Annotated in this window: 19 protein-coding genes; 2 read left to right on the top strand and 17 right to left on the bottom strand. The window is 42.5% G+C overall.

Going from position 1 to position 25,268, the window contains the following annotated elements:
* Positions 1-8 precede the first annotated feature (8 nt).
* From CKW03_RS01010 to CKW03_RS20185, 16 genes are all read right to left on the bottom strand, one after another.
* Positions 9-311 carry a MafI2 family immunity protein gene (locus CKW03_RS01010; protein ID WP_093101012.1) on the bottom strand — a complete coding sequence of 101 codons (303 nt, stop codon included), beginning with the start codon at positions 309-311 and terminating at the stop codon, positions 9-11.
* Positions 311-3,712 carry a DUF6443 domain-containing protein gene (locus CKW03_RS01005; RefSeq protein WP_095067824.1) on the bottom strand — a complete coding sequence of 1,134 codons (3,402 nt, stop codon included), beginning with the start codon at positions 3,710-3,712 and terminating at the stop codon, positions 311-313. Before CKW03_RS01005 ends, CKW03_RS01010 begins: the two co-directional genes overlap by 1 nt.
* Positions 3,713-3,724: 12 nt before the next feature.
* Positions 3,725-4,963 carry a hypothetical protein gene (locus CKW03_RS01000; RefSeq protein ID WP_139185548.1) on the bottom strand — a complete coding sequence of 413 codons (1,239 nt, stop codon included), beginning with the start codon at positions 4,961-4,963 and terminating at the stop codon, positions 3,725-3,727.
* 273 nt (positions 4,964-5,236) lie between these two features.
* The gene (locus CKW03_RS20865; protein ID WP_139185547.1) at positions 5,237-5,383 is read right to left on the bottom strand and encodes a DNA cytosine methyltransferase; all 147 of its coding nucleotides are present in this window, start codon (positions 5,381-5,383) and stop codon (positions 5,237-5,239) included.
* Positions 5,374-5,955 (bottom strand): hypothetical protein, encoded by a 582-nt coding sequence (locus tag CKW03_RS00995; protein ID WP_093101678.1) that lies wholly within the window; start codon positions 5,953-5,955, stop codon positions 5,374-5,376. Before CKW03_RS00995 ends, CKW03_RS20865 begins: the two co-directional genes overlap by 10 nt.
* Positions 5,933-9,322 (bottom strand): DUF6443 domain-containing protein, encoded by a 3,390-nt coding sequence (locus tag CKW03_RS00990; protein ID WP_095067822.1) that lies wholly within the window; start codon positions 9,320-9,322, stop codon positions 5,933-5,935. The genes CKW03_RS00995 and CKW03_RS00990 overlap by 23 nt, the downstream gene beginning before the upstream one ends.
* Before the next feature lie 12 nt (positions 9,323-9,334).
* Positions 9,335-12,715: a hypothetical protein gene (locus CKW03_RS00985; protein ID WP_139185544.1), complete on the bottom strand. Its 3,381-nt coding sequence runs from the start codon at positions 12,713-12,715 to the stop codon at positions 9,335-9,337.
* A 253-nt stretch (positions 12,716-12,968) separates the two neighbouring features.
* Positions 12,969-13,679 carry a hypothetical protein gene (locus tag CKW03_RS00980; protein WP_197700963.1) on the bottom strand — a complete coding sequence of 237 codons (711 nt, stop codon included), beginning with the start codon at positions 13,677-13,679 and terminating at the stop codon, positions 12,969-12,971.
* A 304-nt stretch (positions 13,680-13,983) separates the two neighbouring features.
* Entirely contained in the window at positions 13,984-14,487 is a 504-nt protein-coding gene (locus tag CKW03_RS00975; RefSeq protein WP_093101357.1) for a hypothetical protein, read from the bottom strand.
* Positions 14,477-15,733, bottom strand: coding sequence for a PilN family protein (locus CKW03_RS00970; protein WP_093101355.1), 1,257 nt, complete (start codon positions 15,731-15,733; stop codon positions 14,477-14,479). The genes CKW03_RS00975 and CKW03_RS00970 overlap by 11 nt, the downstream gene beginning before the upstream one ends.
* Before the next feature lie 8 nt (positions 15,734-15,741).
* The gene (locus CKW03_RS00965; protein WP_093101353.1) at positions 15,742-17,700 is read right to left on the bottom strand and encodes a secretin GspD/PilQ domain-containing protein; all 1,959 of its coding nucleotides are present in this window, start codon (positions 17,698-17,700) and stop codon (positions 15,742-15,744) included.
* Positions 17,700-19,127, bottom strand: coding sequence for a GspE/PulE family protein (locus CKW03_RS00960; RefSeq protein WP_236736587.1), 1,428 nt, complete (start codon positions 19,125-19,127; stop codon positions 17,700-17,702). Before CKW03_RS00960 ends, CKW03_RS00965 begins: the two co-directional genes overlap by 1 nt.
* 577 nt (positions 19,128-19,704) lie before the next feature.
* A complete protein-coding gene (locus tag CKW03_RS00950; RefSeq protein WP_093101347.1) occupies positions 19,705-20,121 on the bottom strand; it encodes a prepilin-type N-terminal cleavage/methylation domain-containing protein in 417 nt (138 codons plus the stop codon).
* A gap of 809 nt (positions 20,122-20,930) precedes the next feature.
* Positions 20,931-21,752 carry a hypothetical protein gene (locus tag CKW03_RS00945; RefSeq protein WP_093101345.1) on the bottom strand — a complete coding sequence of 274 codons (822 nt, stop codon included), beginning with the start codon at positions 21,750-21,752 and terminating at the stop codon, positions 20,931-20,933.
* A gap of 70 nt (positions 21,753-21,822) precedes the next feature.
* Positions 21,823-22,473, bottom strand: a complete 651-nt coding sequence (locus CKW03_RS00940; RefSeq protein WP_093101343.1) for a hypothetical protein — start codon at positions 22,471-22,473, stop codon at positions 21,823-21,825.
* Between the two features lie 472 nt (positions 22,474-22,945).
* Entirely contained in the window at positions 22,946-23,146 is a 201-nt protein-coding gene (locus tag CKW03_RS20185; RefSeq protein WP_139185542.1) for a hypothetical protein, read from the bottom strand.
* 731 nt (positions 23,147-23,877) lie between these two features.
* Between CKW03_RS20185 and imm40 the strand changes: the two genes are divergently transcribed.
* Complete coding sequence (gene imm40 / locus CKW03_RS00935) at positions 23,878-24,252, top strand: Imm40 family immunity protein (protein WP_093101341.1); 375 nt, start codon at positions 23,878-23,880, stop codon at positions 24,250-24,252.
* A gap of 40 nt (positions 24,253-24,292) precedes the next feature.
* Here imm40 and CKW03_RS00930 read toward each other — a convergent pair whose 3' ends face one another.
* Positions 24,293-24,502 carry a hypothetical protein gene (locus tag CKW03_RS00930; RefSeq protein WP_093101339.1) on the bottom strand — a complete coding sequence of 70 codons (210 nt, stop codon included), beginning with the start codon at positions 24,500-24,502 and terminating at the stop codon, positions 24,293-24,295.
* Positions 24,503-24,904: 402 nt separating this feature from the next.
* Here CKW03_RS00930 and CKW03_RS20860 point away from each other — a divergent pair, with 402 nt between their 5' ends.
* A complete protein-coding gene (locus CKW03_RS20860) occupies positions 24,905-25,096 on the top strand; it encodes an IS110 family transposase (RefSeq protein ID WP_197701008.1) in 192 nt (63 codons plus the stop codon).
* The last annotated feature ends 172 nt before the right edge of the window (positions 25,097-25,268 follow it).

Below are 25,268 nucleotides of genomic sequence, written 5' to 3'. Positions count from 1 at the left end.
GCGTCATCTCATTCGTATCTTGCATAAATTAAATCGCCGATATTGTTGGTTGCTAATTTCTCAAAATTAACTTGAGATACTACTAAATTCAATTCTGAAATTGAGTCATCCAACTCTACGAAATCTCCTGTAACTTCCCCTATCACTGAATAATAAACATCTTTTTCAACCAAACTAAATTCAACATCACTATAAACCGTTAAAATTAATTTGTTTCCAATGACTTTTACAAAAATAAATCTAACAGAACATAGTATGTTAAATAATAGGGCTCTATGCAATGATAATCTTACTCTATTTAAATCTATCATTATTTATTAGGATTTACGGGTACAACTTTAGGCGCGGATGTTGAGTGAATCATAAATTTCTGACTAGGCATTTTAAGATCAGGTAACCCGTTAGGATTTCCGACATTAATAAATGTACCGGTAACATGTTTAACTTGAATAACAACGGTATTTTGAGAGACATTTTCACTTATTAGTCTGTAATTACCTGTATTATAAGCATCCAAAACCGATTGTGCATCTTCAATCTTGTCAAAATAAGATTTGTTGTTAGGGGCGCTGGCTTTGATATGTCTAGTCATTTTTTGGGTGCTTACCCTACTAGCAAACTTTAAAATACTCCTTGACATATTGTTCTTAAATGGGACTTTCCCTCCTTCAGGTTTTCCGCTCTGAGAGTGCGTCACAACTTTCCCAACATATGTGAAATATGCAGTTAAAACATCAAAATTCGTCTCAGGTCTTAATTTGTTCAGCCCTTCATCTCCATACACATTTGCTGCAGAAAATAATCCTATATTTAAAAATGTTCCTGAAGCTTTTTTATTGCCCCAAACAGTAATCGTTTCAATTATCCCTCCAATCAATGTAGAATCTGGAGCCATTCCATCTGGATCAATCATCAAGATGGGATTGTTCATTCCATAGTTATAAGGGGAAAGGTTTTCAAACTCATCCGCCAGCGGATCTACCACGTTCCACCGGCCTACCTCCGCATCATAGAACCTTGCACCGTAGTCCAGTTGGTCTCCCAGCTCTTCCTGTTTCTCCTTGCCGTTATAAAGATAACGATTTATCCCTCCGGTTACAATGGCCTTCGTCTTGCCGAAAGGATAATAGTCCTGTTTCTGTACGATCACTGAGGCCGTCTCGGTCGAGCCCTTCCTGATCACCGCCCGCACATTGCCCAGATGGTCCGTCAGGTTGTAGTGGAAAATATACGTCCCGCTGCTGTTCTGCAGGTATCCCTCTTCCGTTAGGATCAGATCGATCACCTGAAAGCCCGTTTCCTCCTTCTTGTACTCTATGCCCCTTATATAATCACGGGTCGTCCGGATACCGCCGACATCCGAGTACTTCTGGAGCTTGGTTCCCAGTGCATCGTACCCGTAGGATACCGAAACCCCTGTCCTGCTCGCCGTCTTGGGCAGGTTAAGGTGGTTATAGCTAAAGGCCGTACCCAGCCGGTCCACTGTCGCATTGCCGTTCAGGTCATAGCTGTAGACCTTTGGTGTGCTGCCGATAAACCCTCCCGTGAGCCTGTCCAGACGGTTGCTACGGCCCGAGTTCAGGTAGCTGTATGTTGTTGCCTGTCCGTCCCGGTTCAGGCTCTTTATATTGCCCATGTCATCATAGTCCAGCACCTCGCTCATCCCAGGTGCACCGCTGCTCGTTCCGTTGGTCAGTCGGTTCAGCCGGTCATAGCCATAGCTGAACGTACTCAGGGCATCCGACCCGTGGCGCCACTGCTGGCGCGAGATGTTCCCGTTGTACTGTACCGTCCCTGCGTCCTGGTAGTTCAGCGTGATCGCCAGCTCTTTCGAGGCGATACGCTTGCCCCATCCGCGCTCGTTATAGTCATAGTCGACAATGGTCATGTAATTGGTACCGTTGTTCTCGCTGTGCAGGCCCTTGCGCCTCAACTGGCCGATCTGGTTGTATTCATTATTGCTCAGGACCACTTCCACCTGGCTGTTTACCTTTTTTCGCGTCTGCAGTGGACGGCCGACATGGTCATAGCTGCTCGTGGTCAATAAAGTCGTTGCCGCTCCGCCGGCAGATGCCCTGTGGACATGCCTGCTGGTTTCCACCTCTCCCGAAAAAAGATAGCTGTTGGTCACCACGTCCGTACCGCCCAGGTGGTTCTCCGATACCGCCTGCACCAACCGGGCCCTATCGTCATAATAGTTGATCGTCAGCAGAGAAGTGCTGCCATCTTCCCGATATACCCTCATGCCCGTCAGGAGCGTCCTGGTCTTATCGGACCTGCCGATCCCGGTGGGAGGTGGACCTAACGTTGTAGCTCCCGTGAAATCATACCTGTCATAATAGTTCACCACCAGAGGCTTTACCGTAATGCCCGTACCCGTTGTAGGGAACGTGGTCGTCGGGTAGTCCGCACCGCTCCGCGTCTCCCAAAGTGGCCCCGTATGGACGTCCACCACAGCCTGCACTTGGGCACGTGAAACCTGGGCCGTGTTCGTATTGATGTAAAGGCCCGTAGAGGTCACACGGCCAAAGGCATCGTATTTCGTATAGCTCCATTCCTTGCGAGTGCGCTGCATCGCATCCTGGCTCAGGACGGGCTGGTCGTTCCTGTTGTAGACGATGTATTCCCAGCCCTTACCCGGAACTTTCTTCTCCACCAGCCTGCGCCTGTCGTCATAACGGTAGCCATAGACCAGTTCGGCAAAGTTCGCGCTGCTCTCGGCGATACTGGTGCCCTTGATCCCGGGAGGGACCACATACCGGAGGTCCCCAAGGTCATCGTATACATAATAAGTGTCCAGGAATTTGCTCGAGGTTTCCCAGACACGCTTCAGCACCACCCGGTCCTGAAAATCCCTGTATTCATCAATGGTCCCTGCCCGGCCGTTCGAGGAGACCCAGTTCTCGTCCTTCACCGTCGTCCGGTAGAGCTTTCCGGTAGGGTAGAGCGACGGGGCACTGGCCCCACCACTGCTCACCGCCCACAGCCGGACAGTATCGCGGGTCGTGCTGACCGAGGAATTCGTTCCGTACTCGCTCACCACCGTCCGGCCCGTGGTGGTCGCGGTCCCCCGAACAGCGACGGGCTGCCACGGGAGACCGGGCGCTCCCTGCTGCAAAACGCGGTTCAACGGGCTGTTATCAAAGACCGTAACGGCGAAAGGACTGTCTATCTCTGCCACATGCGCGTCCCAGCGGGTTGACTTATAAAAGTTCCCCTGATTGGTCCTGGCGGCAGCCTTAAAGCTGCCGTTGTCGCTGCTCTGCTCAGCATAGGGAAGGTACCTGCGAGTCTGGCGGCCAAGGCCGTCGTATTCGATATGCTGAACGATATCCTTATAGGTAGGGCTGGCCATCACCGCCACGGTCTGGACAGCACGTCCTAGGCCATCAAGGTATTGAACCGTGCGGTTCTCATCGCCGATCGGGCGGATCAAAGATAGGTCCGCCACTTTCACCGGTTTGCGGAATGTCCGCGTAAGCACATAGTTCTGCGAGGCGGTGAGACCGCTCACCACGTTCGGGGAACCCTGCACAAAAAGGTGCACGTTCTTCCCCGACGGTATATGGAAGCCCGGCTTTAACGTGATGCTGTTCAGCGCAGAATAGCTCGTGGCCGTACCGTTGTAGCTGCTCAGCTCCAGGTCTACATCCTGCGCATGGCTGCACAGCGAAACGGATCCCAGCAATATAAGGTTCAATAGTCTTTTCATCGTTCTGGTCGTTTAGGGACGGTAATGGTATTGGTAATCCATAAGGACGTTCATCTCAAAGTCGAGCACTCCCTTCAGGCGCAGGAACCCGTCGTACTGGTAATGTTCCGTGATACCCCGAGGATCCGTCTTGCTCGTCATACCAACGAGCGGACCGTAGGTGTAGCTGGTAACCTGTGAACTGCCCAGACTGTCCCGAAGCGTCTTCATGTGCGTATTTATCGTCGCATCGCTCACGTTATGGGCGTTCAGGGCATTCAGTATCGTCGCAGAACTGCTCCCGAAGACCGCAGCGACTTCAGCGTACGTCGCGTTCTCGATCTTTGCTATGGGATACTGCCCACCATACCCCCACAAATAAACCGTTGGGGGCCCGGACTTAAGTCTAAGCTCAAGGGGGTTTGAGTAACTGTCGTAACTTCCAAAAATAATCTCTGGGCTGTATCGATTATCAGGAACAAATGAACCATCAATTCCCTCGCTAGGCAATTGCCCCAATAATCTATTCGACAGCTTAAAACTGGCAATTGGAATAGGTGAATTCAGTCGAAGTTTCAGGACCTCATCAATAGTTCCTTTAATTCCATTCCTGTATTTTATGATCTCACCAGATAAAACAATTTTCGCAGAACCTAATTCCTTATATTCAATGCTCTCAATCGGAAAGGAAACAAGATGATTCTGTTTCATTTCCCCAATAGATCCGGTTGAGTTGCTATATTGTAAGGGATAGGTGACAAGTCTGACATTAACGCCACCATCACTACCAATCGTTCTAATCTGCGTAAGCTGGAGGTGGTTCGTATCACTATATTGATATATCCTTTTTGTGATGACCGGGTCTGCACCAATAAGATTATACTGGACTTCAGTTATCGTGTCGACATATATCCATTTTCTCCTTAACGTATACCTAGCTACATCAAAAGGTTCGAAATCGACTTCTGAAGGTGTATTGCTTGGCTGGGTATCCCAATTTTTCCTAACTACGTAATAATTCAGATCTTTAGAGAGTCGTATATCGGAATTATAACTTGTAAAAACTTCTCGAACTGGCTTAGTTAGATATGCAACCGTTGGGTTAAATCTATATCGATGCAATCTTTTAAATGATGTACGATTTGTATCTCCTTCGTCAATCGTTAAAAAACGATGAGATTTCGGATTGAAATATTCATCTTGGTTCGGAGTGTCATTTCCCAGACCTAAAAATGCATTAGCTACGCAAAGGCGAGCTTTATCTTTAGGCATTTTAAGAATAATCTTGTTATCATATGTTATTTTACTCGGCCAACCCACTGACTTGGGGTTATTATACATTTGTACAGGCCATCTGAATACATACTTTTCTGCAATAAACCCCGCTTTACTTAGATTTGAAACTACTTGCTTTTCAAATGCAATTAAGGCTATTCTTAGCCTATTCTGAGGATAGCCTTAATTAAACACGTTTAGTATTTCATGCCAAACAACGTAACATGCTTCCTCGAGCTCCGCTACATACGCCTTAAAGGCAACTCTGTGTCATTTCACTTTGTAAAGCCCTTCGACATTTTCAAAGAAAAGAAACTTTGGCTTGACCTTTTTTACTAATGAAAGATAGCTGTTTATCAAACGATCTCTTTCTCCCACAATACCGGCATGAAAAGAGCAACAAAAAATTACATCCATTCATTATTAAATACAGAAATCATGTTTGCATCCAAATAAGTTAAAGTCCCATTATCAAATCTGTAAAATAAAGAATAAGGATCAATATTTGTAGGAAAATAGATCAACCCCTGTTCCTTAGCCTTTCTCAATCTACTCTTTTCAATTTGTTTATAATAATTTTTATAATAATCAACTTTTATAAATTTATTGGTACTTTGTAGAAATTCTTCTGAATCACCTAAAAATCCAAATGTTTTACAATTAAACTTTGATACACCTACCACAATATCCTTAAATAGAAACATATTTTTACTGAATTCGTAACGATCCATTATAGCTATTTTTAATTGTTTTTTTGATCTATTAAAATTAACAACTATATATTCTTTTTTTTCTATTTTTTTTGATATTTGGAGGTCCTGAAGAAAAAGTTTTGGCACCAATTTATCTTTAAATTCATATTTTTTAAATTGAATTTGTTTCTCTTGGGCATTTGCTTGATTATGAATTAAAATTCCATTTAAAAATAATATCATCAAAAATAGAATTAAAATAGTATATTTTAAATCAATATATTTTATTGCCATCATATCTTATATATTTTTTTGTTCGAACTTGATATACTTTGAAAATGGCTTTAGGGAAATATTTTTCGGAAAATTCTGCCATTGCTCTATCGGAATTTTTTAATGATCTTTCTGCCGTTTTGAAACCTGAAGGTCCTACATCTGTCCAGTTAGGATGACTATGAATGTTTTCGCGTAACTGAAGCTTATCTTTATATATTTTTGCCATAAAATGGGATGCTCCTCTTTCTGTATTTTCTTCATTAGAAGTTAAAAGAATATTTGAAGTTTTGTCATATCTTAGAAGTGACCATTCTACGTTAGAGTTTTCAGCTACGAATTCAAATAATTCAGTTGCTTTAATGTCATTATTTATTTTTATAGATGAGTACTCTTTCCCGTCAAAATTTTTATTTTTTTCTATATTATTTAATACACCTTCTTCCACCTCGATAGATTTTTCAGTCTCGCGATTGTTCTTATCCAATGCGATTAACCTATCTGTTTTATCTTTGGTCTCCCTTAGAAATACAACATTGCCTGCTTCATCCAATCCATAGTCATCAGGTATCATGCCATCAGGATCAATAAATCGCATCGGATTATTGAATACATAGTTATAGGGACTGTGTCTCCTCATCTTCTCTGCCATCGGATCCACGACGTTCCACCTCCCTATTTCACTGTCATAGAACCTGGCCCCGTAGTCCAGTTGGTCCCCCAGCTCTTCCTGTTTCTCCTTACCGTTATAAAGATAACGATTTATCCCTCCGGTTACAATGGCCTTCGTTTTGCCGAAAGGATAATAGTCCTGTTTCTGTACGACCACTGAGGCAGTCTCGGTCGAGCCCTTCCTGATCACCGACCGCACATTGCCCAGATGATCCTTCAGGTTGTAGTGGAAAACATACGTCCCACTGCTGTTCTGCAGGTATCCCTCTTCCGTTAGGATCAGGTCTATGGCTTGGGATCCCGTCCCCTCCTTCTTGTACTCTATGCCCCTGACATAGTCACGGGTCGTCCGGATACCGCCGACATCCGAGTACTTCTGGAGCTTGGTTCCCAGTGCATCGTACCCGTAGGATACCGAAACCCCTGTCCTGCTCGCCGTCTTGGGCAGGTTAAGGTGGTTATAGCTAAAGGCCGTACCCAGCCGGTCCACTGTCGCATTGCCGTTCAGGTCATAGCTGTAGACCTTTGGTGTGCTGCCGATAAACCCTCCCGTGAGCTTGTCCAGACGGTTGCTACGGCCCGAGTTCAGGTAGCTATATGTTGTGGCCAGTCCGTCCCGGTTCAGGCTCTTTATATTGCCCATGTCATCATAACCCAGCACCTCGCTCATCCCCGGTGCACCGCTGCTCGTTCCGTTGGTCAGCCGGTTCAGCCGGTCATAGCCATAGCTGAACGTTCTAAGGGCATCCGACCCGTGGCTCCACTGCTGGCGCGAGATGTTCCCGTTGTACTGTACCGTCCCTGCGTCCTGGTAGTTCAGCGTGATAGCCAGCTCTTTCGAGGCGATACGCTTGCCCCATCCGCGCTCGTTATAGTCATAGTCGACAACGGTCATGTAATTGGTACCGTTGTTCTCGCTGTGCAGGCCCCTGCGCTTCAACTGACCGATCTGGTTGTATTCATTGCTGCTCAGGACCACTTCCGTCTGGCTGTTGACCTTCTTGCGCGTCTGCAGTGGACGGCCGACATGGTCATAGCTGTTCGTGGTCAATAAAGTCGTTGCCGTTCCGCCGGCAGATGCCCTGTGCACATGGCTTCTGGTTTCCACCTCTCCCGAAAAAAGATAGCTGTTGGTCACCACGTCCGTACCGCCCAGGTGGTTCTCCGATACCGTCTGCACCAACCGGGCCCTATCGTCATAATAGTTGATCGTCAGCAGAGAAGTGCTGCCATCTTCCCGATATACCCTCATGCCCGTCAGGAGCGTCCTGGTCTTATCGGACCTGCCGATCCCGGTGGGAGGTGGACCTAACGTTGTAGCTCCCGTGAAATCATACCTGTCATAATAGTTCACCACCAGAGGCTTTACCGTAATGCCCGTACCCGTTGTAGGGAACGTGGTCGTCGGGTAGTCCGCACCGCTCCGCGTCTCCCAAAGTGGCCCCGTATGGACGTCCACCACAGCCTGCACTTGGGCACGTGAAACCTGGGCCGTGTTCGTATTGATGTAAAGGCCCGTAGAGGTCACACGGCCAAAGGCATCGTATTTCGTATAGCTCCATTCCTTGCGAGTGCGCTGCATCGCATCCTGGCTCAGGACGGGCTGGTCGTTCCTGTTGTAGACGATGTATTCCCAGCCCTTACCCGGAACTTTCTTCTCCACCAGCCTGCGCCTGTCGTCATAACGGTAGCCATAGACCAGTTCGGCAAAGTTCGCGCTGCTCTCGGCGATACTGGTGCCCTTGATCCCGGGAGGGACCACATACCGGAGGTCCCCAAGGTCATCGTATACATAATAAGTGTCCAGGAATTTGCTCGAGGTTTCCCAGACACGCTTCAGCACCACCCGGTCCTGAAAATCCCTGTATTCATCAATGGTCCCTGCCCGGCCGTTCGAGGAGACCCAGTTCTCGTCCTTCACCGTCGTCCGGTAGAGCTTTCCGGTAGGGTAGAGCGACGGGGCACTGGCCCCACCACTGCTCACCGCCCACAGCCGGACAGTATCGCGGGTCGTGCTGACCGAGGAATTCGTTCCGTACTCGCTCACCACCGTCCGGCCCGTGGTGGTCGCGGTCCCCCGAACAGCGACGGGCTGCCACGGGAGACCGGGCGCTCCCTGCTGCAAAACGCGGTTCAACGGGCTGTTATCAAAGACCGTAACGGCGAAAGGACTGTCTATCTCTGCCACATGCGCGTCCCAGCGGGTTGACTTATAAAAGTTCCCCTGATTGGTCCTGGCGGCAGCCTTAAAGCTGCCGTTGTCGCTGCTCTGCTCAGCATAGGGAAGGTACCTGCGAGTCTGGCGGCCAAGGCCGTCGTATTCGATATGCTGAACGATATCCTTATAGGTAGGGCTGGCCATCACCGCCACGGTCTGGACAGCACGTCCTAGGCCATCAAGGTATTGAACCGTGCGGTTCTCATCGCCGATCGGGCGGATCAAAGATAGGTCCGCCACTTTCACCGGTTTGCGGAATGTCCGCGTAAGCACATAGTTCTGCGAGGCGGTGAGACCGCTCACCACGTTCGGGGAACCCTGCACAAAAAGGTGCACGTTCTTCCCCGACGGTATATGGAAGCCCGGCTTTAACGTGATGCTGTTCAGCGCAGAATAGCTCGTGGCCGTACCGTTGTAGCTGCTCAGCTCCAGGTCTACATCCTGCGCATGGCTGCACAGCGAAACGGATCCCAGCAATATAAGGTTCAATAGTCTTTTCATCGTTCTGGTCGTTTAGGGACGGTAATGGTATTGGTAATCCATAAGGACGTTCATCTCAAAGTCGAGCACTCCCTTCAGGCGCAGGAACCCGTCGTACTGGTAATGTTCCGTGATACCCCGAGGATCCGTCTTGCTCGTCATACCAACGAGCGGACCGTAGGTGTAGCTGGTAACCTGTGAACTGCCCAGACTGTCCCGAAGCGTCTTCATGTGCGTATTTATCGTCGCATCGCTCACGTTATGGGCGTTCAGGGCATTCAGTATCGTCGCAGAACTGCTCCCGAAGACCGCAGCGACTTCAGCGTACGTCGCGTTCTCGATCTTTGCTATGGGATACTGCCCACCATACCCCCACAAATAAACCGTTGGGGGCCCGGACTTAAGTCTAAGCTCAAGGGGGTTTGAGTAACTGTCGTAACTTCCAAAAATAATCTCTGGGCTGTATCGATTATCAGGAACAAATGAACCATCAATTCCCTCGCTAGGCAATTGCCCCAATAATCTATTCGACAGCTTAAAACTGGCAATTGGAATAGGTGAATTCAGTCGAAGTTTCAGGACCTCATCAATAGTTCCTTTAATTCCATTCCTGTATTTTATGATCTCACCAGATAAAACAATTTTCGCAGAACCTAATTCCTTATATTCAATGCTCTCAATCGGAAAGGAAACAAGATGATTCTGTTTCATTTCCCCAATAGATCCGGTTGAGTTGCTATATTGTAAGGGATAGGTGACAAGTCTGACATTAACGCCACCATCACTACCAATCGTTCTAATCTGCGTAAGCTGGAGGTGGTTCGTATCACTATATTGATATATCCTTTTTGTGATGACCGGGTCTGCACCAATAAGATTATACTGGACTTCAGTTATCGTGTCGACATATATCCATTTTCTCCTTAACGTATACCTAGCTACATCAAAAGGTTCGAAATCGACTTCTGAAGGTGTATTGCTTGGCTGGGTATCCCAATTTTTCCTAACTACGTAATAATTCAGATCTTTAGAGAGTCGTATATCGGAATTATAACTTGTAAAAACTTCTCGAACTGGCTTAGTTAGATATGCCCCTTGCGTACCACCCACCGTTATAAATTGAGATTCTTGAATTGGAGTGCCTGCTTCAAATCCAAAGTTACCGACAGGTACGCCTGGGATCCTTGTCCCACGCAATTGAAGCGCAACACTGCCTCCTTCACCCATAAATCGATAGAGAGTGCCTCCATTGTTCCAGTCGGGGCCATTCAATTCAATAACATCAGTGTAGAATATATGCCCTCCTGAGAAGGATTCAAGAGGAAAAACATTATGGTTGCTGGCAATTTTATAATGGCATTTCTTAACGATGGTAGCTAAGAAACTGATCTGGCAGATATGACCGTCTATCAATTCTGAATAATATTCCTCAGAAGTGGGGAGTCTAAATAATTTTGCACTTGATTTAGTTTGATCGGATAAACCTGTGTATAGATATGTCTTAACAATAGAAGGACCTATTAAGGGATTAGAAATTTTCTTCTGAATCCTGACACCACCCGTAATAAAGTTTCCAGATATTTGTTTTATTCCATCCCAAAAGGAAAATCCAACATAGCCCCTGGCAGCCTGGCCAGCAGAGACCAGCTCTATCCGGAAATTACCCACAGGGAGATCGATGGATATCGTTTTGGATTGACCAATAAGTACATTACCACTAGTCAACAATGTATTGCTTGCATTATAAACATAAACGGAGGTCCCCTGATGGATTTGATCATCTATTCCACTCCCGCTATATACACATGAAAGAACAAATTTAAATTTTTGTAGCTTTTTATTCGAAAACGTCAATGTTTTAGTTACCTCTCCCTTAGTACCTGTCCCTTCGACAGATAATGTTTTGGAAACCGTTATATCCTCTTCATTAACACCAAAATAAGTGTTCGGTTCATAAATGACACTATCGGTCCCTTTTGAGGGGTAGGTGATCTTACTGAGCAGACCGAAATGCGAAACACTCCCATCAGGATTTCGATCCCCAAGGTTTCCGGTGAAGATTGCTGAAAGATCAGGATTTGAGCTTTGAGGCACCAAGCTTAAGTTGTTTTTTCCATTAAAAAATCCCCAGTAATCCTGTGCAAATGACAATCTAGGAGCTAACCGATTTATATCGTAATACTCAATTCGGTGAACTTCATCTTGCATCCCGGCCGAAGTGTGCCTCACACTGCTTAAAAAGGGTCGCGTAGTTAAGTTATCTACTGAAACCGTAGGTTTATTAAATAAATTGTTTTGACTATGGACATAGGAAAGGGCATATGTCTGTATTACGTTAGAAAGGACGGTGTCACCATTCTTTATCAATCGTTCATAGAATTGTATATGGGTCAACAGCGAATCGCCACTTAGGTCTTGCCTCGAACCATATCTGAATTCTGCCCGCTGGTACTTCGAGGATATTGACTTTAATATCCTACCCTGACTGGATAGAGTTTGTACACATAGTCTCTCCTCGTTCCTAGGGGGGCAAAAACTTTCAGGACATGTCGGACAAGGCCGGCAGGTCGTACCTGCGAGTGTTGCCAACGGAGTCCTTATTATTGACTCTGATACACTAGCAGAATATTCGAAGTTGCACGAAACATAATCGAACTTGATTTCGTTGCCCGTTAAGTCGACGATCGATTTAAGGTACCAAGCAGTTGGGACAGCCTGATCGTAATTTTTCCCACATGACTGTCCCAGCGGAGATGTCCGGCTTTTTTCTGTCGCTGTGTTTCCTCCGAAATAATACTTCACACCTTTTTCATCCGTAATCCGGAACGTCCAATTCCCTGAAAGAGCTCCATTAAAATTGGACTCTATTTTTAGGGCCGAAGGATTCAAAAGTACTATTTTTCCGTTAGTGCCTTTCTCGAAGATGAATTTCCCATTAATTCCATTAAAGCTAAAATTAAAGATGTCAGGCTGTGAATCGGCGACATTGGAATTAACCAAAGCATAGAAATACTGGTATAGACTCGGTGTATTGGACACCATATCAGAGGGTGCCGTCAAAAAGGTGGACGTCTCATCAGGGTTACCATACACCGTCCTAGTAATGACCCCACCAGCATCAAGAGCCCATGACATCCCGGTCCTTGACGGAAATTGATCCAGAGTGATTCCATTTCCTGAATTATACCTTAATGTGATCGGAACGGCCGTCTTTCCGTTTCGTATTGTACCAATCGGAATTGTTGTATTTATTGCCCCAGTAGAATGATTAACTGGTAATCCGGAATAACGTGTCAATTCGTATGCATTAGGCGCAGGGGGTAAAATATCGGTTACCGATTGCCTTTCAAAAGATCCATTACCTACTTGGGCGGTAGCCTGACTATCTAGGAGATGGAATATTACAAGATGCAAAAAACATATTACTAGTTGACAAATCACTTTATTGTTCATGTTCTGTTTTTTTATTTTACTTTTTTAACAATCTTCGGAAAGTTAATTTTTTATATAAAAATTAATTATTGGCTAAAAGAGTTTGAATTTGCTTGAAGTTGGATTTGGGGGTATATTGATAAAATTTGTCGCGTTGTTATGTTGCCCGAAACTTATGATGTATATAACAAGATAGGTTATGATAAGAATGTATCTTTTCATTATTGTTTTTTTCTTAATTAAGATAATGGACTTGCATAACCTTTCTCTTCAATTTCTCAATTTCCTGGTTTTGTCTTTTCAGTTCCTTGTCTTTCTCGATCAGATGGAGAGTGAGTTCTTCTATTTTTTTCAATAGGGCTGTATTCATTTCTCCCAATGATACTCCTTCAGATTCTATTTCTGCCGCCGTCGGTATCCCTGGAAGGTGTCCGTTTGTTTTAATGAACTGTTCGATCACCCCAAGGCTTAAAAGTTCATAATCTGAATGGAAAACGTAATCAGGCCAGTTTGCCGCCTCAACCTTGATTTCCTTTGCTCGGATCTTCCCATTAACAGATAGTCTCTCCATTGGATTGTCCGTTCCTATCCCAACATTTCCAGCTATATTTTCTGCAAGTACCTTTCTCCAACCTGACCAACCGGAAGCTATGGTTCCCGTCCGGTAGGAAATTCCCGAAAGATTGGAAAATGCCAGTTCATGGGCGGGACCTCCGCTGTCATCGGACCAGCCACGTAGGCCTAAAATGGTATAATAGTTACTTGAAGGGAACCCGATCACTGTCCCCCTTTTAAATTGGGATGTCAACTTTCGTCCATAATCTAAGGGCAATGTCGCTACATCTCTGGTATCAGGGATCGAAAGGTAGGTCGATTGCGCGATTGAAAAACTTGGAAATAAAAATATTGATCCTAGCAACAGGATACAATGTCTTATTTTTAACATATAATACTGGCTTTCAAGTTAATAATATTGGTATTGGTCAGTTCGCGGATCCTTTTTGATCCATCATGTTCAAAAGTAATAATTAAAATAATATAAAAAGAGATTTATAATTAATTTTGTAATATTTGATCAACCTAAATATGTCCCGCAGTTTGAGGTCCCATAGTATTTCTTATCTTAAGTCTAACTATAAATTGAAAAATTGCCAATAATTTATGTCAATTCCATTATTTTATTTCATTATTAATGCTGGAAATTAGTTCTGAAAATTCCATACAGGATATAAGTAAATCTTCAAAAAACATCATTCATTGTTTGCTTTGACCACAACTAGTGAAACCTGACATTTTAACGAGCCTTTATCGACATATAATTTAACCGATTTAATAAAAAATTTACTTTCAATGTCCTTTAAAGATTTCTCAATCTCTTGATATGTCCCAATTAACATTACTTCTCTTTCCAGAATCTTATGGTTGGTTTTTATTTCGGGATTTTCAAAATTTACCCTTACTTCATCATCCCTTATAACATCATTTAGGCTCGAAAGCAGACCAATGCTCCAAGTCGTGGAGTCGGCCGTATAAAGAGATAGCAAACTATCCTGCAATATCACCTTATCAGAAACAATTTTCTTATTCGAATGAATCCATGGATTATTTTCAAGGTTATCCTCAGTATTATGATAATCTCGAATCAACCGGTAGGTTTTTCCAAAAGCAAGCAACCAGGATATTAATAGCGCAACGATTGCAAAAACAATCAATCCCTTATTCTTCTTCCCGTATGTCCAATCCCTAAAGTTCATTTCGGTATTTGATATTTAGCATAAAATCCATCAAGTTGCTCCTTGGGTCGTTACGGAGAACAAACCGGTTGATTTCGACCTGATCAACCCAAGGTAGGTTCCGAAGCACCCTGGTCCAATCTTCAAGCTGATCCAGCGAAAGGCTGCTGCCCGAAATTTTAATCAGGTATGGGTTTATTTTTTCATTTTGTTTGCTGGATAATCTTCGTTCCAAAGCAGGATTTATCTCAACTCGCTGAATTTGCAAACCATCCCTATCCTTAAGGGATGACATTAACTGATTGATAAGCCATGATTTTCGGATGCCCGAATTCCATCCCATTTCCCTCAGAAGTGAGTCATTTAGTTTTGATTTCATATTCAATTCCTCCAATTCTCCCCGGGATAAGGTATTTTCTCTCGATTTTGAATCTATCCATTCAAACTTAGAACTGTAATGGGTGAATAATAACGTATTAATCACTAGTAAAAATAAAAGTATACTTAGAAAGGCGATGGAATTAACTCTAAATTTTAGTTTTTGTCTGTACTCGTATAATTCACCCTCCAAATTTGGGTCTTCAACGGCATAATCCTCAAGATATGGCTGTAGGAGCAACGAAAAAGCAAGAGCATAGGAAATGATGTAATTTTCCTTCATCTCTGTTCCCTGAATTTTTAGTAGAAATTTACGGCTAGTTTGGGGGTTATACTTATAAGATTCCCATAAGCCAGAGTCCGTTTCTATCGAAATTTCATGACCTGCGAACTTGTACAGCCCGGAATACCCATTCATTGATTCCAATATATTTTCACTCACAAAAGGACCTAGAAACACCTGAAAAACACGGCAATACAGGGAATTAAATTTTTCCAGAATATCCGTATACAGCTCCTTTCTTATTAAACTCAACCAGCCCTTAGAAAAGCCTTTAAAATAGGTAAATAGATAATCTTCATCTGTGAAATTGGGAAATACATCGACCAGAGATTTATCCGTTATCTCTTCCGTTTTTGGCACCTCTTTAATTAATACACCCCTGCCCTGCAGTTGGATAGCGATAGGAATAGCTTTATAGCCTTGTAAGAAATCCAGTAAGGTATCCCAACTTTGAAAAGATTCATTTAAAAGTATCTCGATCTCATCATTGGTCTTTTTAAGGTAACTCAGATGAAAGCTGCATTGACTGTCAGAACCCAGGAAGATACTGATCCCTATTGATTCCTTTAATTCATATAGACCTTTAATCTTAGCCAAGATTCCCATACAACACCTTAATAAATGATAATAGGTTTAAGAAAAACGACAGAGACAACTTTTCTTGTTGTTTTTTCTTTACTGCTAAATAACCATCGAAGAACAGGTATTCTTGAAAGAAGTGGCACTCCGCTACCCGTATCACTGTTCTCCATACGTTCGATCCCGCCAAGGACAATCATATCTTCATTTCTGGCACGTACGATCGATTGGAACTTGCTGGTCGAGGTAGGAGGGGGCTGGTTTATGGCAGTGTTGCCGATAAAGTCAGTAATATCTACATTTATATCCAATGTGATCTGATCATTTCCCGACACGACCGGTCTAATGGTGATGTCCATATTTGCCTCAACGGGGGTATACTGCTCGGTCGTAATGGTATTCGATTGTAGGGACGGAATAACGTTCATGGTCTCAGTTTTGTAGTACCGTTTGCTTCCTATGCTCAATGTGGCATTATGACCATTTAAGGTGGAGAGCTTGGGTACCGATCGCATCTCTACGTTCTGATTTTCTTCTAGTGCTTTTAATGTCACATAGAAATTTGGCGAGACCCGTCCCAGGTTAAAAGTGCTGTTTCTACCGATCTGCGACAGGAATCGGTTGATTCCACCTGATCCAAAGGTAAAATCGATACCTTCACCCAATAATTTACCGCCGTATCTTGTTGTGCTATCTGCAATGCCTGCACTGATTCCTGTTTTAACGGTATTTCCCTTTTGAATGTCCAAGATCGTGACTTCAATCAGTACCATAGGTACCAGCTTATCAAGCCTTTTGATATAGGATTCAATTTCATTGATCTGTGGAGATGAACCTGACAATAACAGCATATTCTGTTCTTTAAATTCCTTGATCTCCACATCCCTTCTCCATTCGTTGGGAATCATGGCGAGCACTGTATCCAAGGATCGATGTTGCAATTGGACAATTCTGCTATCTCTCAGTCCTTCCATCTTTCGGTCGCCAATGAGGTACATCCCATTTTCCTTTTTATAGGTATAAGGAGTGGTCTTAAAGATTGTGGTCAGAAATTCATCGAACGATACATCACGGACATTCGCACTGACCTGGCCCTGAATAGCCGAATAAATAAAATAATTTACCTCAGCGTCTTGTGATGCTCGCTTTATAACCTCAATAATGGGTGTATTTTCGGCCTGAATGGTAAATCTTTTCCCTGAACTGGTGGTTTGCCCATAGACCGTAAACTCACCGGTAGTCACCATGTTCTGCATTGGATCCTGCATCGGGTTGACGGAATTGCTCCGGTAACGCACTGCGGTTTCTTTATCCTGATTGATGAAAAGCTCCTCTCCGGGAATTAGTCTTTCAAACACATATACACCGTCCTGGGTCAGGTTATACCTTAAATTATTCGCAAATGCTAATTTTTCCAATGCAATCTCAAAAGGAGCTGCTTCAATGTATCCACTGACTACCTGTTCTTGTAAGGTGGTGGGAACTACGATATTCCTGCCCGATAGATTGGATATTAATTGCGCAACATCCAACAATTTATCGTTGCTGAGTTCATAGTGCAGCGTTCTTTCGGAGGTATTATACGAAATCTTAAGTTCTTTCGGAATAGTAATTGGTTCAACGCCTTGCATGGCACTGATCGACATAATGGTTCCCACGACCTGTATATCCAGTTGATAGTTTTTGCTCAAGAATAATAAAATATTCAAAGGGGTTTCCCCTTGAAAATTGTTGGCAATGTTTATTTGAAGTCCCGGATCCACATTGATGTTCAACCCATTGGATTCCGCAAGTGCCCTGACGAACTCCTGAATAGAGACTCCCGAAACTGAAAGCCTTACTTTTTCATTCATTCCCGGACTCATAATCGCTACGGCACGTAAACGCTCTTCGACCTGCTGAAACCGCTGTTCCAAGGTCTGTTGAGCAGATAGGGTTGATATCGATCCTATAACAAGTAATAGGAGGATACAAATCTCACGAAAACTTTTCATCAATAATTAATTAATAAAGGGTAAATCTCATCTATACTGGTCAGTTTATTTGCAAATATTTCGAACGCATTAAAACCCAAAGTTTTAACTTTTCGCTGATCTAGAAGGTCGTCCACTACCAAGTTCTCTTTTTTAATTTCTTCGGCCAATTCCCGATCCATCGGTATAATCTCGTATACAGCTCTCCTTCCCTTATAACCAGTATAGTAACATTGACTGCACCCGACAGGTACGGCATATTCGTCAACGGCATAAAATGGGATAAACTGCCGTGGAAATAGTGAATCGTCAAAAGGTTTTGTAACCTTACAGTGAGGACACAGCAAACGAAGCAATCGTTGGGCAACCGTTGTATTTAACGTATTTGCGATCAAGAATCCAGGTATTCCCATGTCGATGAGCCTGGAAACCGTCCCCCATGCTGAATTCGTATGGATGGTAGAAAGGACCAGGTGTCCGGTCAGCGCAGCCCGGATTGCCATATTGGCCGTGTCGGGATCTCGGATTTCACCGACCATGATAATATCCGGGTCCTGCCTTAGAAATGTCCGCATGGCGGCACCAAAAGTAAGCCCGATATTTTCCCGAAGCTGCACCTGATTGATTCCCTCCAGGGTATACTCGATTGGGTCTTCGATGGTTATTATATTGTTAGTTTCCTTATTCAGGTATTTTAGGGTAGCATACAACGTAGTCGTTTTTCCGGAACCCGTCGGACCGCTAATCAGTAAAATTCCGTTTGGTTTTTTTACCCCCTGCAGATAATTGGAAAGATCCTCCAGGGTCATGCCTAAGGATTCAATATGAATATTGGTGGCATCATTGTTCAACAAGCGAAGGACAACCTTTTCACCGTGAAGCGTTGGCAGGACCGAAACACGCATATCGAAATTCTCTCCATTTTTGGAATAATGGATCCTTCCATCCTGCGGCAACCTTTTTTCAGCAATATCCATATTGGACATAATCTTGATCTTGTTTACCAAGGCGGGATAATCACTTTTTATTACTGAATACCGTTCCACCATCATGCCGTCTATCCGAACGCGAACCCTCCCCCTATCCTCAAAACTTTCTATATGTATATCACTGCTTTTTAACTGCTTGGCCTCTAAAATCAGATTATCTAAAAAGTTATTGTCAAAGGATAATTGTTTAGCAACATGGACCTGCACCGTATTATAATTCTCAAAATAATACAGTTCCAAGAAACGTTCAATCACAGCTGGTTCAGTCTTCTCCAGCATAAACGAAAAATCAAGAATCATCGATAACTCCTCCTCAATGTCATCCCCTGGATTGTCTGAGACCAAAACAGTGATATCTCCCCTTTTAGCCACTGGAACAACGCGATAGTGATGCGCCACCTTTCGCGGCACCGTCATAATCAGTCCCTCTTCTACCGAAGTTATTTGAAAATCATCCAAAACGTACTGTTTAATAATTTAGGCTGTGTTAAACATCTTTTTGTAAATATAAAGGATTTACAAAAAAAGAAAAATTGAATTATAGAATATTTAGAAATTCTTTAAAACTAAATAGCTTAAAGTAATCCAGAGTTATATAAAGCGTAAAACAGACCGACTGCAATCCAGCTAATGGTATATGGTTTTCTTTTCCCTGAAATTTAAAAATTATTGGGGTTAGCAGCAAACTTATAAACAGGCTGGCAATAAAAAAAAGAATATAGGAGATGATATCAAAGTAAAAACCGGTCACGATAAAAAAGAGCATATCTCCAAGTCCCAAATATTGAGAGAAAAGATTGACCAACTTCTTTTCCTTTATAGAGAAATACAAAGTCAACAAAAGCATGAGAAATGCAATAAATGCAAAGCATAAAATTGTATTTTCTATGAAGGCATTAAGATCTATTCTCTTTAGGGAATAACCCAGTATGCCGATCATCAACAAAATATACCAGGCCAAATGCACCATTCGGTTGCAGAAATCCTCAACAGCTATAGCAGTACATCCCACTAGAGCGATCACTAACCAAATCACTTAATCCGCCGTTACTTCTTTCAAATTTTTATCCTGGTCAATCTCCCACACATTGAACACTCCATCACCATCAAAATCTACAACGGAAGTCGCTCTGGCCAAAAAACCTTTATTGTCGGCCTCAATAATCTCAATCTTATAGTTGGCTTTTCCGTCCTCTCCCTCGCTCACCAATTTCTCCTGTATGAATCCAATCTCCTGAATATCGGATGTGTATTTGGACTTCTCGTAGAAATAATTCTTTTGTAGCGTTTGGACATGTTGGAGCTGCATCTTGGCTTCTGTACTTTTGGCTTTTGAAATCAAAGGCAATAAATTGGGCAGTACCAACAGGATTAGGATACCAATGATCAAAAGAACGACCAATATCTCCGTTAATGTATACCCCTTGACTTTCTTAAATAAAATTTCTTTCATAATTTAGATTTATTAAGCTCAAAAGTAATGATTCTTTTATTTACAATCTAGTTCATCATTTCTTTGTTTCCACTGATTCTGGCGCTGTACAGGCGGTCGGATTGTTTCTTCTTACATTATAGACTTATAAACCAATAAGTTAAAAGGTCTTACTCGGGCTTGATGGCCATTTGTTCTCAATAACTCTATTTTCTAGAGCTTGATGACATAGACCTAAATCGTCCAAAATTCTCACTTGTTTTTCAATTTGAATATTCTTTTCGATTAAATGGAGTGTTAGTTCTTCATTATATTTAAGTAGTATTCTGATCAGATCGGATATTAAAAGCCAGTTCTTCTCAATTTCCTTTGCAGATGAAATTCCGGCAAGATGACAGTTTCATAATCTGGTTCAAACTTAATCAAACCAATTGGTTGTCTCAACCTTGATTTTCTTCGCCCTAACCATACCCTTTACCGAAAATTTTACATTTGGTGTATCCTTTCCTTTCCCCAAAATCTACCTAGGTAAAATGGAAACAATGGGATTAGTATATGATTCTCCATAAAACTGTAATAAGCGGTTTTTTTTTCCCGTCCAGTTTATTTCCCCAGGTTCCAATATATACAAATCCAAGGTTGTCATTCAGGTGGCTCATTGGGTATCCCCAAACCCAATCACCGTTAATAGTATGCCAATTACATAATATGTTCATACATGAAGCAGGAGCATCAAGACCTATCGTCACATTATTGTAAGGAACATACTGTTAATTATAAGGAACCACAAACCGCATAAAATCATGTTAAAAATCTTTCATAGTTTCATATTATTTTTTCTCAAGTGATTTTAACCTCTCGTTTAAAGAATCAATCTGCCCTTCCTTTTCAATTAAATAAAGTGTCAATTCTTCGATTTTCTTTAAAAGTATCGCGTCCATTCTACCCAAATCTATCCCCTCCTTTTGAACCTGTACTGCCGAAGGGACTTCTGGGAGGCGACCATTTTCCCTTATATAACTCCTAATTTGATCCAGGGAAGGAAGGTGGTAACCTTCTTCGAAAACATAATCTGGCCAAGGGGTGGCATCTACTTTTATTTCTCTTGCCCTGACCAGCCCGTTTACTGTAAGTTTTGCTGTAGGATTTGTTGTACCTATACCCACATTTCCGTTGAAACCAACGACCAAATAATCATTAATCGCCATCTTCCCGGCCTTGGTTTCAGCTCTAACTGTGCCCCCTCCGTTAGTTAAAGTTCCGGTATAAGGTTTTGCGATATTCCAACCATAGGTGTCCGAAATTATGAACAATGCTGCTACATCCCTTGTAAAATTAACCTCAATATATGTCGAATCGGCATCATATGTAATTCGTGCCCCCGTCCAATAACCCGCTGAACTATTTGATTTTATAGATATCCCAGCAACTGTGGCCCAATCTTTAAACCATTCAATGTCCAATTGATAAGGAGTAGATGTACTTCCAACTGTGTAAATGCTGACCTTTCCGAAACCTCGACCACTTGCGCTATTGACATAGGCAACTCTCTTCCATCCCGAAGAACCAACAGAAGCTGTGGAGGGCGTTTGTGAAAAAATAACATTTGGAACCAAAATCGCAGCGAGGATTAAAAAGTAAAGAAATTTCATAATTTAAGTATATAAGGATATTTAGGTCTTGATAATTTACAATCCTATGAACGAATTATTCACTGTATTCTCAGTTTGAATTTAAAGAATCAATTTCCTTTCTTAATGAATCTATCTCTTTATCCTTATCAATCAAATAAAGAGTTATCTCTTCAATCTTTTTTAATAGAATCTTATTCATCTCCCCTAATGATATCCCATTACTTTCAGCATCAAGGGCTGAAGGTACACCAGGTAAATGACCATTTTGCTTGATAAACTCTTCTGTTTCTTTTAATGAAGGAAGGTGATGATCTTTTTTAAATACATAATCTGGCCAGCCCGAAGCATCAACTTTTATCTCTCGAGCCCTAATATTCCCATTGACGGCTAACTTCACATTAGGAGAAACTGTTCCTATCCCAACATTTCCGTTAGGTAAAAATACCATGTAAGGATTTGTATGTGTTTTGCCAATAAAATTGTAATATAAAGTTGATATTCCATTTACGGCATTACCCGTAGATCCAAAATACACGAATTTTTCAGAGTCGTTATGATTGCTGATAGAAAACCCCCGAATCCACCCTGTAGTAAGGTTCGGCCAATTCGTTAAAATGTTTACCCCAATTGCTGGAGCGTCCAGACCTATCCTAACATTGTTGTAGGTGACGTTTTGACCAGATGAATAAAGTCCTAATAGCAAGCCGGAAAATAATAACAATGTCTTTAAAATTTTCATCTTATTCTATGTTTTAAAGTGTATTCAGTCTTTTTTCAATCTTGTTTATCTCTTCCTCCTTCTGGATCAGGTGCCTGTCAATCCCTCTGTTATTTTTAACAGGATACGTTTTATTTCTCCTAGTGAAAGCCATTTTGCCACGAACTCCTTGACGGAATCTCGGGAAGGTGTTTATTTTCGTCCGATGAATTCCTCTATTTCGCTCAGGGTCATTTTTCTATAGTCCGGTCCAAATAAATAGTCAAGCGAGTTTGGATGTTCCCATCCGTCACCTCTTGACCCCTGATTTCCCATTAACAGATAGTCTCTCCATTGGATTGTGAGTTCCTACACCAACAAATCCAGCAGTCTTTTCCACGATTACCTTTCTCCATGCTGCTCAGCCAAAAGCAGATGTTCCGTCCCAATAGACAATTCCTGTTTGAGAATGCAAGTTCGTGAGCAGGTCTACTAACTATCGTCTGTCATGCCCTTAATCCCATCCTGTTAATATAAACTGCAAATGGGAATCCGACGGCTGTTCCCTGTTGAACTGTACCATTACGTTCAATGAATAACCTGCTGGTAGTGGCACCACATCCCTGGTATCCGGTACAATTAGTGGGGAAGACTGCGCATTTGCTATGAAAGAAAAAAAACCCGAAATAAATATTGAAAGGCTGTTCTTGGGCATATGATTGGTTTGTTAGTACTTAAGGCTAACAGTATTGTGCTACAATACAATAATTTCTACTTGGATTAAAGGTAATGATTAACAAATAATATTTCAAATTATTTCAGAAAGAAAGAGGGATTATTTTCAACTTTTTTATTCTCTGGCCATTTCTTCATACTCATTAAGATTTTGAATGAATCCTACACCAGCAAAAGCTACTATATAACATTGATAGGAAGTTTGAATCCAACCCAAAAAAATAATAATATCTACTACCGGATATCTGTTCCTTTCTTATAATACAACAAGTCTTTTATTTCCTTTTTCTTAAATATCAGATGGAGAACGGAATTATACCACGTATTGGAATGACACATCAGGCTAAACAATCCAATGATTTAAGTTATGGTAGGTAACAAATACTTCGACCGTGAATCTTTTCGGAGCGTACCTCTTTGGTCCAATCTATCCAAGCCTCCAATTGGGCGGTTGTAGAAGAACCTTCTATTGCTACGGTATAAGGATGTTAGGGTCCACTCCAGCAGCTGAATACGGAAGATCCTAGTTACTGTCCAATAGAAAGGGGAGCTATAGATTAACAATCCCGTCTGCGTGATCGAAAACCTCATGTCCACAATAAACACCATATCTTTTGAAGGGAAACAGCAAAACGGGTACATTTGAATACATCAAAGCTGCTAACGGAATAATTAACCACAGATTTTTTAACGTACCTAAAGTTCCTTAGAATGGAAAATACATTGAGTTATCTAAATTTTTTAAAAGAGAAAGGCAGGCCATTATCTGAAATTAATCCAGGTAGTGATGAAATCGCATTGGCCGTTGATGATGCTTTGCAAGCAATAGAGTTATTAAAAGATAATCAAACAGCAATTTTAGGAGGGGGTATACTTTCAGAGGATAGCGGAGAGCTTATTTATGCTTATCAGCTTTGGGGAGAAGAATATCATTACTTGAATTGGTATTGTGATAGAATAGACAATGAGAGGGAAGATGATTATTTAAAAAGGAGCTATACCTTAGCACAAGAAGGTATTACAAATGCCCACGCAACAGCTGAAAACCTTAAAAAGAAATGTTACATAGTTTTTGTAACTGAATGACTTAACCGCCAAGCTGTAAGCCTGGCGGTTTTGTTTTACATCAAGAAATCTTGCTTGCTTTGATAAAATGGTCAACGGTATTGAGCAGGCATTCCTTTTCCTTTTCGGGGAGTGTTGCAATATCCTGAAACCTCTTTAACATAGCGGGGTCTTTAAACAGGACGGCCTGTTCGTTCTCTCCCAATAGGTAGCCCACTGTCGTATCTAAAATCTTAGCGAGTTTTTTGGCAGCTTCGATAGAAGATGTCATCTCATAGCTTTCATATTTTTTATAACGTGTTTATTTTCTTCAGTTAAAAACGTTCATAATACATCTGGTATCACCAACAGCCATGAAAGTCACGGGCTCATAGTCCCAATAGGCATTTAGCCAAAACGGTATCTTAGTATCCATAAATATAAGACCTTTGGCTGTCAGGGGATTACCCTTTATTCTTGATCGTGGTTGTGGACTGGATGTCCACAAAGACACAGTAGTTGCTACAATTAAAGGCAGTGATTTTGATACAGAGACAAAAACCTTCTTAACTTTTATGGATGACCTGTACAATTTAGTGGAATGGCTCCAGGTACATTCCATTACACAGGGTAGAAAAGAGAGCACCGGGGTCTACTTGCGACCTGTTTACGCAGTTTTGGAAGACTATTTTCAATCCTACTGGTCAATGCCCGGCATGTCAAAAATGTTCCGAGAGAGAAGACCGACAAGAAGGATAGCGAATGTATCACCAAACTGCTTCTTTCGGGTCTACTGAAGGAAAACTTCATCCCACCACAACATATCCATGAGCTCAAGGAGCTTTTTCGACATAGACGTAAGCTTATCACTATGCGGACCGCATAAAAGAAACGGTTACAGAACATCCTTGAATCCGCCAACATCAAACGGTGGAGCGTAGTCAGCGACGTATTTGGAGTAAGCGGTATGGAAATGGTCAGGGCCATGGCCAAAGGTCACCTCGATCCTTTGCTATTGGCAAGAGATTACACTGACCATAGACGGTAGGTATAAGTGC

Source organism: Sphingobacterium mizutaii (assembly GCF_900187125.1).
GTDB classification, from domain to species: Bacteria; Bacteroidota; Bacteroidia; order Sphingobacteriales; family Sphingobacteriaceae; genus Sphingobacterium; species Sphingobacterium mizutaii.
This window is presented reverse-complemented; position numbering and strand designations above follow the sequence as displayed.

Excerpts from the sequence above, each read along its gene's own strand:
- CKW03_RS01010 (WP_093101012.1), bottom strand. The coding sequence starts at position 311 with ATGATAGATTTAAATAGAGTAAGATTATCATTGCATAGAGCCCTATTA.
- CKW03_RS01005 (WP_095067824.1), bottom strand. The coding sequence starts at position 3,712 with ATGAAAAGACTATTGAACCTTATATTGCTGGGATCCGTTTCGCTGTGC.
- CKW03_RS01000 (WP_139185548.1), bottom strand. The coding sequence starts at position 4,963 with ATGCCTAAAGATAAAGCTCGCCTTTGCGTAGCTAATGCATTTTTAGGT.
- CKW03_RS20865 (WP_139185547.1), bottom strand. The coding sequence starts at position 5,383 with ATGGATGTAATTTTTTGTTGCTCTTTTCATGCCGGTATTGTGGGAGAA.
- CKW03_RS00995 (WP_093101678.1), bottom strand. The coding sequence starts at position 5,955 with ATGATGGCAATAAAATATATTGATTTAAAATATACTATTTTAATTCTA.
- CKW03_RS00990 (WP_095067822.1), bottom strand. The coding sequence starts at position 9,322 with ATGAAAAGACTATTGAACCTTATATTGCTGGGATCCGTTTCGCTGTGC.
- CKW03_RS00980 (WP_197700963.1), bottom strand. The coding sequence starts at position 13,679 with ATGTTAAAAATAAGACATTGTATCCTGTTGCTAGGATCAATATTTTTA.
- CKW03_RS00975 (WP_093101357.1), bottom strand. The coding sequence starts at position 14,487 with ATGAACTTTAGGGATTGGACATACGGGAAGAAGAATAAGGGATTGATT.
- CKW03_RS00970 (WP_093101355.1), bottom strand. The coding sequence starts at position 15,733 with ATGGGAATCTTGGCTAAGATTAAAGGTCTATATGAATTAAAGGAATCA.
- CKW03_RS00965 (WP_093101353.1), bottom strand. The coding sequence starts at position 17,700 with ATGAAAAGTTTTCGTGAGATTTGTATCCTCCTATTACTTGTTATAGGA.
- CKW03_RS00950 (WP_093101347.1), bottom strand. The coding sequence starts at position 20,121 with ATGAAAGAAATTTTATTTAAGAAAGTCAAGGGGTATACATTAACGGAG.
- CKW03_RS00945 (WP_093101345.1), bottom strand. The coding sequence starts at position 21,752 with ATGAAATTTCTTTACTTTTTAATCCTCGCTGCGATTTTGGTTCCAAAT.
- CKW03_RS00940 (WP_093101343.1), bottom strand. The coding sequence starts at position 22,473 with ATGAAAATTTTAAAGACATTGTTATTATTTTCCGGCTTGCTATTAGGA.
- CKW03_RS20185 (WP_139185542.1), bottom strand. The coding sequence starts at position 23,146 with ATGCCCAAGAACAGCCTTTCAATATTTATTTCGGGTTTTTTTTCTTTC.
- imm40 (WP_093101341.1), top strand. The coding sequence starts at position 23,878 with ATGGAAAATACATTGAGTTATCTAAATTTTTTAAAAGAGAAAGGCAGG.
- CKW03_RS00930 (WP_093101339.1), bottom strand. The coding sequence starts at position 24,502 with ATGACATCTTCTATCGAAGCTGCCAAAAAACTCGCTAAGATTTTAGAT.